Raw genomic sequence first — 13,808 nt, forward strand, 5'->3', positions numbered from 1 at the left:
GGATCAGCTCGGTCACCAGAGCCACTTCGCCCGTCTGCGCCTGCTCGACCCCGAGCGCTTCTACGATTACGACGCCTTCCTCGCCGAGGAGCAGGCCTATGGCCAGGTTGCCAGCGCAGCCCAGGAGCTGCTGGCCGGCGAGGCCTTGAGCGACGAGGCCAAGCAGATCCTCGCCAGCCAGCTCGATGGGCTGGATCTGGCCGATGCCGCCGCTCGTCAGCAGGCGGTCGGCAAGCTGCTGGATCAACATGGCACCGGCCGGGTACTGTTCCGCAACAGCCGCGCGAACATTCAGGGCTTCCCCGAGCGCCACCTCAACGTCTACCCCATGCCGCTGCCGGAGCAGTACAAGACCGCTATCAAGGTGATGGGCATGATGGGGGGCAACGGTGGCGATCTGCAGACCCGCGCCTTGCGCTACCTCTATCCGGAGAAGATCTTCCAGCAGTTCGAGGGAGATAACGCCAGCTGGACCCAGTTTGACCCGCGCGTCGACTGGCTGCTGGAACTGCTGCTCGGTGCCCGCCAGCAGAAGGTGCTGGTGATCTGCTCCGAGGCCGCCACCGCCCTGGCGCTGGAAGAGGCGCTGCGCACCCGCGAGGGGATCCGTGGCACCGTCTTCCACGAGGGCATGTCCATTCTGGAGCGGGACAAGGCCTCCGCCTATTTTGCCCAAGAGGAGAGCGGCGCCCAGGTACTGCTCTGCTCCGAGATTGGCTCGGAGGGACGCAACTTCCAGTTTGCCAGCCACCTGGTGCTGTTCGATCTGCCCCTCAACCCGGATCTGCTGGAACAGCGCATCGGTCGCCTGGACCGCATCGGCCAGCAGAATACCGTCGAGATCCACGTCCCCTACCTGACCGGTACCGCCCAGCGTGCACTGCTCTGCTGGTATCACGACGGCCTGGATGCCTTCGAGCAGACCTGCCCCACCGCCCGTCCCATCTTCGAAGCGGTGCGCGACGAGCTGTTCGAGCTGCTGGCCGCCAACGAGGAGAACCAGGAAACCCTGGATGCCTTGCTGACCAAGACCCGCGAGCTGCACGAGCCGCTCAAGGCCAGGCTGGAGCAGGGCCGCGATCGCCTGCTGGAGATCCACTCCAGCGGAGGAGCCGCCGCCCAACAGCTGGTCGACAAGCTGGCTGCCGAGGATGACGACACCGGCATGATCTCCTTCGCCCTCAAGATGTTCGACGAGATCGGCGTCAATCAGGACGATAGGGGAGAGAATGCGCTGGTGCTGACACCGGGGGATCACATGCTGGTGCCGAGCTTCCCGGGCCTGCCCCAGGATGGCATGACCATCACCTTCGATCGTCCCACCGCCCTGGCACGGGACGACATGGCGCTGCTCTCCTGGGAGCACCCCATCATGCGGGGTGGCATCGACCTGATCCTGGGGTCGGAGATAGGCGCGACCTCGGTTGCCCTGCTCAAGAACAAGGCGCTACCGATCGGATCCATCCTGCTGGAGCTTATCTTCGTGGCCGAGTCGGCCGCCCATCCCCAGCTCTATCGCTTCATGCCGCCGACTCCGATCCGCTTGCTGATGGACAAGAATGGTCAGAACCTCGGTGAGAAGGTGGCGTTCGATGCCTTCAACCGCCAGCTGACCCCGGTCAATCGCCACCTCGGCAGCAAGCTGGTGACGGCGTCCCAGCCGGTGATCCACGGTCTCATCGGCAAGGGGCAAGTCATCGCCGAAGAGCTGAAGGCGGGCATAGTCGACAAGGCGCGGGCACAGATGGCGCAGACCCTGCAGCAGGATCTGGACAGGCTGGAGGCGCTCAAGGCGGTCAATCCGAACGTGCGCGACAGCGAGCTGGATTATCTGCGCAATCTGCAGGCAGAATTGCACCACCTGATCGATCAGACCCAACTCAAGCTGGATGCAATCCGCTTTATCGTGGTCACCCATAACTGACAAGGTAGTGAAGGTGCATAGCCGGCTGCCGTGCACCTTATTTATCGTGGTCACCCATAACTCAGTCACTGATGGGGCCTGCCCCCTGGATGAAAGATGCAAGACGCTACATTTGAATACTCACCGCCTCTGGAACCCTGGCTCGATATCCTGTTCAAGGACAGGGACATCATGGTGGTCAACAAGCCCACCGGCCTGCTCAGCGTGCCCGGGCGCGGCCCCGAGAATGAAGACAGCGTCCTGCACAGGGTCAAGCAGCAACACCCCAAGGCGGCGGCGGCCCATCGACTCGACATGTCCACCACCGGGGTCATCGTCATCCCCCTCACCCCAAATTCCCATCGGGAGCTGAGTCGCCAGTTCCGCGAGCGGGAGACCGAGAAACACTACCTCGCCTGGGTGTGGGGGGAGCCTGAAGCGGACTCGGGTCAGGTCGATCTGCCGCTGTGCGTGGACTGGCCCAATCGTCCCAGACAGAAGGTGGACTTCGAGGAGGGGCGCCACGCCCTGACCCTGTGGGAGAAACTCAAGGTGGAGGATGGCAACAGCCTGATCAAGCTGACCCCCATCACGGGCCGCTCCCATCAGCTGCGGGTACACATGCTGGAGCTGGGCCACCCCATCCTCGGGGACAACCTCTATGCCCATCCCGAGGCGCTGGCTGCCGCGCCGCATCTTTACCTGCATGCGGCCAGCCTGACCATCACCCACCCTCGCAGTGGTGAGCGCATGAGCTTCGAGGCCCCCGCCCCCTTCTCGTGCTGAATCGGATCGATGTTGAACAAGAAAAGCCCCCATCCATGGATGGGGGCTTTTTTATCAGGATCAGACGTGGATATTGATGTTGCTTCCCAGTGACCCCGTCGCCGACGGAGTCGGTGCCTGGGCTGGCTGGGCGGCCGTCTGCAGCAGTTTCAGGGCGGTTTCCCCATCCTGAAGTTGCTGTTTTTTCGCCAGACTGGCCACCATCAAGGCAGAACCATATGACGAGGATGCAGTGCTAGAAATGTCCATTGTGTACCTCCTGCCTAAGCACTATCGGCCCCGATTCCCAAAACATGAGGCATTGACCATCAGATGAGGCATGCCTTGTCCGGTATCCGTCTGGCCAACCAGCGCTCCTCCATCTCCAGCAGGGTCTGATAGGCCTTCGCCGCCTGCTCCGGCCGACTGAACAGATAGCCTTGCCCGTAGAGATGGATGTCGGTCAGGGCGCGCAGCACGTCGAGCTGACCCTGGCTCTCTATCCCCTCGCACACCAGCTTCTTGCCCAGCATGGAACCCATCCGGCAGATATTGGCGACCAGCTCGGCCGCCTCCACCGAGGTGTCTATACCCTGTATGAAGGATCTGTCTATCTTCACCTTGCTCACCGGCAGCTTCTGCAGATAGCTGAGGGAGGAGTAACCGGTGCCAAAGTCATCCAGCGCCAGCTGGACCCCCTGTTGATTGAGGTCCTGCATCAGTTGCAGGGAGTTCTTCACCTCCCGCATGGTGGTGTCTTCGGTCACCTCAAGCACCAGGCTGGCGGCAGGGATGTGGTGGTCCATCAGAGCCTTGGCCACCAGTTTCAACAGGTTGCGCTGATACATGCCGGGGGAGATGTTGACGCACATCTGCAAGTCGACCAGCCCCAGGTGCTGCCACTTGTGCAACTGCTCGCAGGCGGTATTGAGGATCCAGCTGCCGAGTTTCTCCGCCAGCTGGAACTCTTCCGCCACCTGGATCACCTCGTTGGGCGGGATGAAGCCGAGCTCGGGATGACGCCAGCGCAGCAGGGCCTCCACCGCCTCGCAGCGACCGCTCTCCAGATTGACGATGGGCTGATAGTAGAGCTCGAGGGCGTTGTGCTCAAGGGCCATCACCATGTCTGAGGCCAAGTGCTTGCGCCTGGCGGTCTCATTGAGCAGGGAGTTGTCGTAGATGACATAGGGCACATGGGTCTTGCGGCTGTGGAATAGCGCCTGTTCTGCCCGGCTGAGCAGCTCCTGGGTCTGATTGCTGTCCATGGGGAAGAAGGCGATGCCTATGCCGACCTCCAGCCGGAAGGGGTAGTTGTCGATGAGAATGTCCTGCTTGAGGGCATAGAGTATTCTCGCCACCAGTTCCCTCACCTGCCGCAGATCGCTCCCCTCCCGCTGCAGCATGGCCAGTTGATCCCCCCCGAGGCGGGCGATCCACTCACCATTCTCGCACAGAGCGCTCAAGCGTTTCGCCAGCTCCTGCAACAGGATGTCCCCAGTGCTGTAGCCAAACTTGCTGTTGATGTCCCGGAAATCATTGATATCCACCAGCACCAGGCCGAATGGCGTATCCCGGCTGACGTAGGACTCCATCTTCTCCAGTAGCGCCAGCCGGTTGGCGAGGCCGGTCAGCGGGTCGATCCGGGCCATCCTGAAGTGCCGCCTGGCCTCACGTATCAGCAAGCCACTGAGCAGAATGACCGAGATCACCAGGCCGGACACCATGAACAGCAGCGCATTGCGCAACTGGCCGAAGCGCTTGTCATTGCCCGAATAGACGTTGATGTTGTTCTGCATCACGGAGGCGAGGGAGTAAGAGAGAGGCTCCTGCAGGGGGGCGATCCGCATCAGGATCTGCTGATAATCCGGCGTACCCGGCTTCAAATCCACCAGTTTAGGCTCAATCTCCCGAATGTTGCTCTCGGTCAATTGGACCAGCCTCAGGGTCTTTTGATTGTCCCCCAGGCTCTTGCGCAACTGGCCGCTCAGCAATATGGGGGTCCGGCTCCAGAGGATGTCGTAGCGCAGCAGCAGGGCATCGTGATCTATGCCCCCATAGTGGTAGATCTCCACCGCATTGAGGAAGCGACCCAACTCGAGTTGCAGTTGCATCAGGGCCCAGGAGACGTCATAGGTGTACTTTTCCATCACCCGGGTCGCATTCTGTATCTGCACCAGGCAGTACAGCGTGCTTCCCGTGAACAGCAAGATGGATAGATAGAGAACGCCGAGTAAGGGCCAGGCCCTGGTCTTCGCTTTCACCCTGAACTCCCGCAAGCCACCGTCATTACTGCTGAATATCGATCGAAGTCAACTGCCAGATCATCATGTCGGTGAACTCTGACCGTCTGATCTCCGGGTGCTGATCCAATGGCAGAATAAACCACAGGGGCCCCTTGTCACGTACCCGCATGGTCATCCCATCGTCCTGCCAGGCGAGGATGGGATCATACTGCTTGACCTTATCCCAGTTGACCCTGATCTGGAAACTGTTCAGGGCGGTGAGCGTGATGCTCTTGCCCTTGGCCCCCACCGCCGTCATCACGTCCGCCAGCTTGGGCCCCACGTATTTATGCGGCTTGTCCACCCAGGGATTGCTGGTCAGGATTTCATGCTGCGGCAGGGCCTGGATCATGGCCAGATCGAAGGCCACCTCCTCATTGCTCGGATCGACGGGTTCCACATCCCCCGTCACCTTGAGGATCACGGGACCGGTCGGGGCCGCCAACACCATGGCTGGCAGGCACAAGGAAAACAGTAATGGAATCAAACCTAAATTACGCATCTTCACCTCAGCTGATTTCACTATCAATAAATCCAGTTTAGTAGTACTAAAAAAAACGGCTCGCAAATGCGAGCCGTTTGATAACAATGGTGTGATTACATCATACCCATGCCGCCCATGCCACCCATATCAGGCATGGCCGGTGCATCTTTCTTCGGCAGCTCGGTGACCATGCACTCGGTGGTGATCATCAGGCCAGCGATGGAAGAGGCGAACTGCAGGGCAGAACGGGTTACCTTGGTCGGATCCAGGATCCCCATGGCCAGCATGTCGCCGTACTGTTCGGTGTAGGCGTTGTAACCGAAGTTGCCTTCACCGTTCTTCACCGCGTTGGCGATGACGGAGGCTTCTTCACCGGCGTTGATGACGATCTGACGCAGCGGGGCTTCCATGGCGCGCAGGGCGACCTTGATACCCACGTTCTGGTCTTCGTTGTCACCACGCAGGTTGGCCAGCTTGGCGGCAGCGCGTACCAGCGCCACACCACCACCGGCAACCACGCCTTCTTCCACGGCGGCGCGGGTCGCGTGCAGGGCATCGTCGACACGGGCCTTCTTCTCTTTCATTTCCACTTCGGTGGCGGCGCCAACCTTGATGACGGCAACACCGCCGGCCAGCTTGGCCACGCGCTCTTGCAGCTTCTCACGGTCGTAATCGGAAGAAGTCTCTTCGATCTGCTGACGGATCTGAGCCACACGGCTCTCGATCAGGGCAGCATCACCCACGCCATCGATGATGGTGGTGTTCTCTTTGGTGATGACGATGCGCTTGGCACGGCCCAGATCTTCCAGGGTCGCCTTCTCCAGCTCCATGCCCACCTCTTCGGAGATCACGGTACCGCCGGTCAGGATGGCGATATCCTGCAGCATGGCCTTGCGACGGTCACCGAAGCCCGGTGCCTTGACGGCAGCAACCTTCACGATGCCACGCATGGTGTTGACCACCAGGGTCGCCAGCGCTTCGCCTTCCACGTCTTCGGCGACGATGATCAGCGGCTTGCCAGCCTTGGCCACACCTTCCAGCACCGGCAGCATTTCGCGGATGTTGGAGACTTTCTTGTCCACCAGCAGGATGAAGGGGTCATCCAGCTCGACGGAGCCGGTTTCCGGCTTGTTGACGAAGTAGGGGGACAGGTAGCCACGGTCGAACTGCATGCCTTCAACGACAGCCAGCTCGTCTTCCAGGCCCTGACCGTCTTCGACGGTGATGACGCCGTCACGGCCCACCTTGTCCATGGCTTCGGCAATCAGCTTGCCCACTTTCTCGTCAGAGTTCGCGGAGATGGTACCCACCTGGGCGATGGCATTGCTGTCGGCGCAAGGAGTGGACAGGGCCTGCAGCTCGGCGACGGCAGCCACTACGGCCTTGTCGATACCGCGCTTCAGGTCCATCGGGTTCATGCCGGCGGCAACGGCCTTCAGGCCTTCGTTGACGATGGCTTGTGCCAGTACGGTTGCGGTAGTGGTACCGTCACCGGCGGCGTCGTTGGCCTTGGAAGCGACTTCCTTGACCATCTGGGCGCCCATGTTCTGGAACTTGTCTTCCAGCTCGATCTCGCGCGCAACGGAGACGCCATCCTTGGTGATGGTCGGGGCACCGAAGGACTTGTCCAGTACCACGTTGCGGCCTTTCGGGCCCAGGGTGACTTTTACTGCATCAGCCAGAATGTTCACACCTTCCAGCATCTTGATACGAGCGTCGTTACCAAACTTAACTTCTTTAGCTGCCATGTTCTTGAGTCCTTAAATCAATTCGGGGAAAAGGGGAGTATTACTCTTCGACAATCGCCAGGATGTCGGTCTCGGACAGGATCAGCACGTCCTGGCCATCCAGCTTCTCGGTCTTGACGCCGTAGCCTTCGTTGAAAATCACCTTGTCACCGACCTTGACGGCCAGAGCTTTGACATCGCCATTATCCAGAATTCGGCCAGTCCCCACGGCAAGAACTTCACCACGGGTGGACTTCTGGGCCGCCGTGCCAGTCAAGACGATGCCGCCAGCGGATTTGGCTTCAGCTTCGATGCGCTTGATGATGACGCGGTCGTGCAGTGGACGAATTTTCATCGATAACTCTCCCAAAATGAGTCTCTGTGTTGCTTGAGGAATGGCCGCACTCGGCCAAATTTGTTATGTCCCTGATCTGGGGCGAATTGGGTAGCCCTTCAAGGGCAAATACAAAAAAAATTTTTTCACGTACTATGAACATCTTTGATGGACGAGCGACCCGAACCAGGACGGTGAATGGACGCGGCCGGCGTGCTGGCCCTGCAGCAACAGAGACGATCCCTTGAGCCGACCCAATCCCATGCTGACCGCCCCCATGCCTGCCGTGCTGCTGCGCATGACGGGTCCCATGATACTCGGCATCGTCGCCATCCTGGCCTTCAACCTGGTCGACACCTTCTTCATCGGTCTGCTGGGCACGGAGGCACTCGCCGCCATCAGCTTTACCTTCCCGGTCACCTTCGTGGTCACCTCGCTGACCATGGGGCTGGGGGCTGGTCTGTCCGCCCTGCTCGGCCATACTCTGGGTCAGGGCCGCCATGACGAGGCGGCCCGCATCACCACGGACTGCCTGTTCCTCGCCGTCCTGCTGGTCACCCTGCTCTCCCTGCTCGGCGCCCTGACCATCACCCCATTGTTCAGCCTGCTGGGGGCCAGCGCCGAGCTCATCTCGCTGATCCACGACTACATGCTGATCTGGTATCTGACCGTGCCCCTGCTGGCCCTGCCCATGGTGGGCAATGCCGCCATCCGGGCCACCGGCGACACCAAGACCCCGAGCCTGGTGATGGCGGTGGCCGGTCTGGTCAACGGGGTGCTGGATCCCCTGCTCATCTTCGGCATAGGCCCCTTCCCCGAGTGGGGCATCCGCGGTGCCGCCATCGCCACCTCCCTCTCCTGGCTGATGGCGACCCTGGTCAGCCTGCATATATTGCGCAGGCGGGAACGGCTGCTGTCATGGCGCCTCTCCCCCCGCCCACGCCTGCTGGCCCACTGGCGCGCCCTGCTGCACGTGGCGGTGCCCGCCTCCTTCACCAACATGCTCAACCCCCTGGCCAACGCCGTGCTGATGGTCATCTTCGCCGGACTCGGCACCGAGGTGGTGGCCGCCTACGGCGCCGCATCCAGGGTGGAGGCCCTGCTGCTGATCGTGATGATGGCGCTCTCCTCGGTGCTGGCCCCCTTCGTCTCCCAGAACTGCGGCGCCGGCAACCCGGCCCGGGCCAGGGCCGCCCTGCTGCTCAGCATGCGCTTCGCCCTGCTGTTCCAGCTCGCCGTTTACGCCCTCATCTGGCTGATGGCCCCCCTCATCGCCACCCTGTTCAGCGACCAGCCCCAGGTGGTGCGGCTCATAGTGCTCTATCTGCATCTGGTACCCATCGGCTATGGCTTCCAGGGCATGGTGATGCTGCTGGCGTCCGCCCTCAACGGGGTGCGGGCATCCACGGTGTCATTTCTGTTTAACGGCCTGCGTCTGTTTGTCTTCTTGCTGCCAGGGGCCTGGCTGGGGGCAAAACTCGGGGGGGAACAGGGGATCTATCTGGGGATACTGCTGGCCAATCTGGCGGCCGGGGTACTGGCGTGGGCCTACGCCCACCGCCGCTTCGAGGGACTGTGCCACCAGGGGAGACCCTGAGGGCACAGTCGCGGGTCACTCCCGGACTCATTCCTTGCGTTCAAACTCCCCTTCTATGGTGGTGCCGCCGCGGTTGCCCGGCTGCGGCCCCTCACCCTGACCCGGTTCAAAGGGGGATGAGGGGTTCTGGAAGCCCCCCATCTGCATCCGGAACTGGCTGCTGCCCACCAGCTTGTCCGCCAGCCGGTTGCGCAGCCAGGGCTGCAGCAGCAGGATGCCGAAGAAGTCGGTCACGAAACCCGGAATGATCAGCAGCAGACCGGCCAGCGCCAGCATCATGCCCCCCATCACCTCGCGGCCCGGCATCTCCCCCTGCTGCATCTTCTGCTGGGCGCTGAACAGGGTCTTGATCCCCTCGCTGCGCACCAGGGAGGAGCCCAGCACTGCGGTCAGGATCAGCAGTCCCACGGTCGGCAGGGCGCCGATCACCGACCCCACCTCGATCATCACGGTGAGCTCCAGCACGACCAGGCCGACCAATAACAGTAACAACTTGCCCATATAATCCTCGGTGCGAGTAAAAGTGATGAACCCCAGGTGGCAAGGCGAGGGAGACCATCCCGGTGCCAGGCCACGGCGCTATCGGTTCTGACAACTAAAATGGGGCCCAGTGTCCATTTTTCAAGTCTGATGAGTGATACGGGTCGGGATTCAGACAAATATCTTCTTGAATAACTGGGATTGAAGTGGTTGTTCTGTCACAGTAATTCGCACAATTGCAGTATCTGTTTAATGACCACAAGTTATTTGGGGTCGGCTCAAATTTAGTGATCCAGGTCTAATATCAGATACCTCAATTGAGGTAATATCGTCTCCAATGATTACCCGGGGGCAACAGGCTCCCAACCGCCCCACTCGATGTGTGGTGCTTCAGGATGAAATGTGCGTAAGGAAGTCGCGCCACTCGGTGAGGATTGTTTCCATTTATCTGATTTCTGAGGCATTACAATGAGCGACATCAAGAACGTCCGCATTGAAGAAGACCTGCTGGGCACCAAAGAAGTTTCCAACGATCTCTATTACGGTGTGCACACCCTGCGCGCCGTCGAGAACTTCAAGATCAGCACCCAGAAGATTTCTGACGTTCCCGAATTTGTCCGTGGCATGGTGCTGACCAAGAAGGCCGCCGCACTGGCCAACGGTGAACTCGGCACCATTCGTCCCGAAATCGCCGACAAGATCGTCGAAGCCTGCGACCTCATGCTGAACACCGGCAAGTGCTTCGACCAGTTCCCGGTCGACGTTTACCAGGGCGGCGCCGGTACCTCCGTCAACATGAACACCAACGAGGTGCTGGCCAACATCGCCCTCGAGATCATGGGCCTGGCCAAGGGCCGCTACGACGTCATCAACCCCAATGACCACGTCAACAAGTGCCAGTCCACCAACGATGCCTACCCGACCGGTTTCCGCGTCGCCGTGGTCAACAGCACAGACACCACCCTGTTCGCCCTGGAAGGCCTGATCGCCGCCTTCGACGCCAAGGCTCAAGAGTTCAAGAACATCCTGAAAATGGGTCGTACCCAGTTGCAGGATGCGGTGCCCATGACCCTGGGTCAGGAGTTCCATGCCTTCGCCGTCACCCTGCGTGAAGAGATCAAGTCCATCAAGCGCTGCCAGGAACTGCTGCTGGAAGTGAACCTGGGCGCCACCGCCATCGGTACCGGCCTGAACACCCCGCCCGAGTACTCCGCCCTGGCCATCAAGCGCCTGGCCGAGATCACCGGTCGCGCCTATGTGCCGGCAGAGGACCTCATCGAAGCGACCTCCGACTGCGGCGCCTACGTGATGCTGCACGGCGCCATCAAGCGCCTGGCCATGAAGCTGTCCAAGATCTGTAACGACCTGCGTCTGCTCTCTTCCGGTCCGCGCACTGCCCTGAAGGAGATCAACCTGCCGGAAATGCAGGCTGGCTCCTCCATCATGCCGGCCAAGGTCAACCCGGTCATCCCGGAAGTGGTCAACCAGTCCTGCTTCAAGGTGTTCGGCAACGACGTCACCATCACCTTCGCCGCCGAAGCGGGTCAGCTGCAGCTGAACGTCATGGAACCTGTGATCGGCCAGGCCATGTTCGAATCCCTGAGCCTGATGGAGAAAGCCTGTGTCGCCCTGCGCGTCAAGTGCGTGGAAGGGATCACCGCCAACCCGGAAATCTGCATGAACCACGTGCTGAACTCCATCGGCATCGTGACCTACCTGAACCCCTTCATCGGTCACCACGAAGGGGACATCGTCGGCAAGATCTGTGCACAGACCGGCAAGAACGTCCGTGAAGTCGTGCTGGAGCGCGGCCTGCTGACCGCCGAGCAGCTCGACGAGATCCTCTCCATCGAGAACCTGATGAACCCGCAATACAAGGCCAAGCGCTACACTCGCGAAGCCGTATAAGCGGATCCATGGGCCGGGGATTACCCCGGCCCATAGAGTCAGTTCCCGATTGGTCTTCCACAGCCCCATCGGGAATTGGCTTTCCTGCCATATAAAAACCTAAAAAAACTGGAAATTGGAGTGTTCGCTATGATTGGAATCGAGTTACTCGTCGTGCTCGCCGCTATCTATCTGGGGGCCCGGATCGGCAGCATCGGCATCGGCTTTGCCGGTGGTCTGGGGGTGCTGGTACTGACCTGGGGTCTGGGCATGCCCATCCCGGGTGATCAGCTGGTGACCTATCTGCCCTGGGACGTGATCATGATCATCGCGTCCGTGATCTGCGCCATCGCCTGTATGCAACTGGCCGGCGGCATGGACTACCTGGTCTCCCTGGCCGAGAAAGCCCTGCGCAAGAACCCCAAGCACATCACCTTCGCCGCCCCGGTCGTCACCTATCTGATGACCATGCTGGCCGGTACCGGTCACACCGCCTTCTCCACCCTGCCGGTGATCGCCGAAGTGGCCAAGGAGCAGGGCATTCGCCCATCCCGCCCGCTCTCCATCGCGGTCGTCGCCTCCCAGATCGCCATCACCGCCTCCCCCATCTCGGCGGCCGTGGTGGCCTTCTCCGGTATGCTTGAGCCGCTCGGTGTCGACTACCTGACCCTGCTGGCCATCTGCATCCCGTCCAGCTTCATCGCCTGTATCCTCGGCGCCTTCGTGGCCAACATGCTGGGCAAGCCGCTGGAGCAGGACGAAGTCTATCTGGAGCGCAAGGCCAAGGGTCTGATCAAGCTGCGCGGCACCAACCAGATTGAGCTCAAGCCTTACGCCAAGCTCTCCGTCGGTATCTTCGTCGCCGCCATCGTCGCCGTCATGGCCTATGCCACCGCAATCTCCGGCAACGTGGGCCTGATCGCCAACCCGCCCATCCCCCGCGACGGCGCCATCATGGGCATCATGCTCTCCGCCGCCACCCTGATGGTGCTGCTGTGCAAGCTGGACGCCTCCCAGGTCACCAACATGCCGACCTTCAAGTCCGGCATGTCCGCCTGTATCTGCGTGCTGGGTGTGGCCTGGCTGGGTAACGTCTTCGTGAAGGGCAACATGGTCGAGATCCAGGCCTTCGCCGGCGATCTGCTGAACCAGTACAGCTGGCTGCTGGCCGTGGTGCTGTTCTTCTCCTCCATGCTGCTCTACTCCCAGGGGGCCACCACCAAGGCACTGATGCCTGCCGCCCTGGCCCTGGGCGTCAGCCCGCTGGCCGCCATCGCCTCCTTCGCCGCGGTGAGCGCCCTGTTCGTGCTGCCGACCTACCCGACCCTGCTGGCGGCGGTCGAGATGGATGACACTGGCTCAACCCGGATCGGCAAGGCGGTGTTCAATCACCCCTTCTTCATCCCGGGTGTGGCTACCATAGCCATGGCAGTGGCCCTGGGCTTCTTCTTCGGCGGCATGATCCTCTGATCCCGTCGTCGATCTCTGTGCATCAACGGCCCCGCGGGGCCGTTTTCTTTTTCCGGCATCCCATTCAGGTGCCATCAGCTTTCGAGGGAGACAATTAATCACCGTCAGCCATATTAAAAACAGCGCTATGACACTGACATCTCTGCATTTCAACGGAAGAAAACACTACTATCTACTGGTGAACGACGATCTAAAGCTGCCGACATGGACCCTGGCCCAGACCAGCCAGACCCGGCGCTTCGAAGAGCAGGGCAGCAGCCTGTTCTGGCACCATGACTCCAGCAACAGCCTCTGCAAGCTGGTCGCCGACAAGTATCCCCGCTGGACCCTGCGCTGGCTGTGCCGGGATCAGCTCAGCAAGCGGCTGGTCGGCCATATCGATGCCTTCCGGGAGTGGCGCAGCAACCGGCTGATCCGCCAGGCCGGTCTCAACGTGGTGCCCTGCAAGGCGGCCGGTCTGGCCCTCAACCCCCTCAATCCCCTCGGCTCCTTCCTCGCCGTGCAATACCTGCAGGATCACCAGGCTTGTGACGCCTATTTCCAGCGCGCCGACGAGGCGAGCCGGCTCGCCCTGCTGCGTCAGCTGGCCAGAGACATCTTCCAGCTAGCCAAACAGGGCTATTACCACCGGGATCTCCACCTCGGCAACCTGATGCAGGCCCCGTCAGGCGCCCTCGTCTGGATAGATACCCATGTGCGCCGCCTCCCCCTGTTGCAGAGCCAGCGCCGGCAGACGCTGATCGCCTCCCTGGAGCCCGGCAAGCTGTTTGGCCAGGGTTATCGTGACTACCTGCTGGCACAGCTGGAACGGCTGGTGATCGTCCATCGCGCCTCCCTGAAAAACGTCCCATAAAAAAAGCCGCTCCAGAGAGCGGCTTT

Annotated in this window: 12 protein-coding genes (1 of these 12 cut by a window edge); 6 read left to right on the forward strand and 6 right to left on the reverse strand. The window is 61.0% G+C overall.

Annotated features, from left to right (window positions below):
* On the forward strand, positions 1-1,924 hold the 3' portion of the coding sequence (rapA, locus tag ACT5M9_RS08420; protein WP_457982026.1) for an RNA polymerase-associated protein RapA. Its footprint begins 944 nt before the window's first position; the window shows 1,924 of its 2,868 coding nt (coding positions 945-2,868); its start codon lies beyond the left edge, outside the window; it ends in the stop codon at positions 1,922-1,924.
* 96 nt (positions 1,925-2,020) lie between these two features.
* Complete coding sequence (gene rluA, locus ACT5M9_RS08425; RefSeq protein ID WP_457982025.1) at positions 2,021-2,689, forward strand: bifunctional tRNA pseudouridine(32) synthase/23S rRNA pseudouridine(746) synthase RluA; 669 nt, start codon at positions 2,021-2,023, stop codon at positions 2,687-2,689.
* Between the two features lie 60 nt (positions 2,690-2,749).
* On the opposite strand, the gene ACT5M9_RS08430 is transcribed toward rluA, so the two are convergent.
* The 5 genes from ACT5M9_RS08430 to ACT5M9_RS08450 form a co-directional block, all read right to left on the reverse strand.
* Positions 2,750-2,938: a hypothetical protein gene (locus ACT5M9_RS08430; RefSeq protein WP_457982024.1), complete on the reverse strand. Its 189-nt coding sequence runs from the start codon at positions 2,936-2,938 to the stop codon at positions 2,750-2,752.
* A gap of 59 nt (positions 2,939-2,997) precedes the next feature.
* Positions 2,998-4,929 carry a putative bifunctional diguanylate cyclase/phosphodiesterase gene (locus ACT5M9_RS08435; RefSeq protein WP_438550620.1) on the reverse strand — a complete coding sequence of 644 codons (1,932 nt, stop codon included), beginning with the start codon at positions 4,927-4,929 and terminating at the stop codon, positions 2,998-3,000.
* Positions 4,930-4,954: 25 nt separating this feature from the next.
* Positions 4,955-5,452, reverse strand: a complete 498-nt coding sequence (locus ACT5M9_RS08440) for a putative pterin-binding protein (RefSeq protein WP_438550621.1) — start codon at positions 5,450-5,452, stop codon at positions 4,955-4,957.
* A 95-nt stretch (positions 5,453-5,547) separates the two neighbouring features.
* Entirely contained in the window at positions 5,548-7,182 is a 1,635-nt protein-coding gene (gene groL / locus ACT5M9_RS08445) for a chaperonin GroEL (RefSeq protein ID WP_438550622.1), read from the reverse strand.
* Positions 7,183-7,222: 40 nt separating this feature from the next.
* On the reverse strand, positions 7,223-7,516 hold the full coding sequence (locus tag ACT5M9_RS08450; RefSeq protein WP_005309514.1) for a co-chaperone GroES: 294 nt from the start codon (positions 7,514-7,516) through the stop codon (positions 7,223-7,225).
* Positions 7,517-7,757: 241 nt separating this feature from the next.
* Between ACT5M9_RS08450 and ACT5M9_RS08455 the strand changes: the two genes are divergently transcribed.
* Entirely contained in the window at positions 7,758-9,092 is a 1,335-nt protein-coding gene (locus ACT5M9_RS08455; RefSeq protein ID WP_457982051.1) for an MATE family efflux transporter, read from the forward strand.
* Between the two features lie 27 nt (positions 9,093-9,119).
* Here ACT5M9_RS08455 and ACT5M9_RS08460 read toward each other — a convergent pair whose 3' ends face one another.
* Positions 9,120-9,593 carry an FxsA family protein gene (locus tag ACT5M9_RS08460; protein ID WP_457982022.1) on the reverse strand — a complete coding sequence of 158 codons (474 nt, stop codon included), beginning with the start codon at positions 9,591-9,593 and terminating at the stop codon, positions 9,120-9,122.
* Positions 9,594-10,040: 447 nt separating this feature from the next.
* Here ACT5M9_RS08460 and aspA point away from each other — a divergent pair, with 447 nt between their 5' ends.
* The 3 genes from aspA to ACT5M9_RS08475 all read left to right on the forward strand — a co-directional run bounded on the left by aspA (position 10,041) and on the right by ACT5M9_RS08475 (position 13,782).
* Positions 10,041-11,480: an aspartate ammonia-lyase gene (aspA, locus tag ACT5M9_RS08465; RefSeq protein ID WP_438550624.1), complete on the forward strand. Its 1,440-nt coding sequence runs from the start codon at positions 10,041-10,043 to the stop codon at positions 11,478-11,480.
* Positions 11,481-11,609: 129 nt separating this feature from the next.
* Complete coding sequence (locus tag ACT5M9_RS08470) at positions 11,610-12,929, forward strand: anaerobic C4-dicarboxylate transporter (protein WP_457982020.1); 1,320 nt, start codon at positions 11,610-11,612, stop codon at positions 12,927-12,929.
* A 127-nt stretch (positions 12,930-13,056) separates the two neighbouring features.
* Complete coding sequence (locus tag ACT5M9_RS08475; RefSeq protein ID WP_457982019.1) at positions 13,057-13,782, forward strand: lipopolysaccharide kinase InaA family protein; 726 nt, start codon at positions 13,057-13,059, stop codon at positions 13,780-13,782.
* The last annotated feature ends 26 nt before the right edge of the window (positions 13,783-13,808 follow it).

This window comes from Aeromonas sp. AE23HZ002T15, from assembly GCF_054165525.2.

Bases quoted from the DNA above. Each gene is read 5' to 3' on its own strand.
- ACT5M9_RS08440 (WP_438550621.1), bottom strand. From the start codon at position 5,452: ATGCGTAATTTAGGTTTGATTCCATTACTGTTTTCCTTGTGCCTGCCA.
- aspA (WP_438550624.1), top strand. From the start codon at position 10,041: ATGAGCGACATCAAGAACGTCCGCATTGAAGAAGACCTGCTGGGCACC.
- ACT5M9_RS08460 (WP_457982022.1), bottom strand. From the start codon at position 9,593: ATGGGCAAGTTGTTACTGTTATTGGTCGGCCTGGTCGTGCTGGAGCTC.
- ACT5M9_RS08450 (WP_005309514.1), bottom strand. From the start codon at position 7,516: ATGAAAATTCGTCCACTGCACGACCGCGTCATCATCAAGCGCATCGAA.
- groL (WP_438550622.1), bottom strand. From the start codon at position 7,182: ATGGCAGCTAAAGAAGTTAAGTTTGGTAACGACGCTCGTATCAAGATG.
- ACT5M9_RS08475 (WP_457982019.1), top strand. From the start codon at position 13,057: ATGACACTGACATCTCTGCATTTCAACGGAAGAAAACACTACTATCTA.
- ACT5M9_RS08455 (WP_457982051.1), top strand. From the start codon at position 7,758: ATGCTGACCGCCCCCATGCCTGCCGTGCTGCTGCGCATGACGGGTCCC.
- ACT5M9_RS08470 (WP_457982020.1), top strand. From the start codon at position 11,610: ATGATTGGAATCGAGTTACTCGTCGTGCTCGCCGCTATCTATCTGGGG.
- rluA (WP_457982025.1), top strand. From the start codon at position 2,021: ATGCAAGACGCTACATTTGAATACTCACCGCCTCTGGAACCCTGGCTC.
- ACT5M9_RS08430 (WP_457982024.1), bottom strand. From the start codon at position 2,938: ATGGACATTTCTAGCACTGCATCCTCGTCATATGGTTCTGCCTTGATG.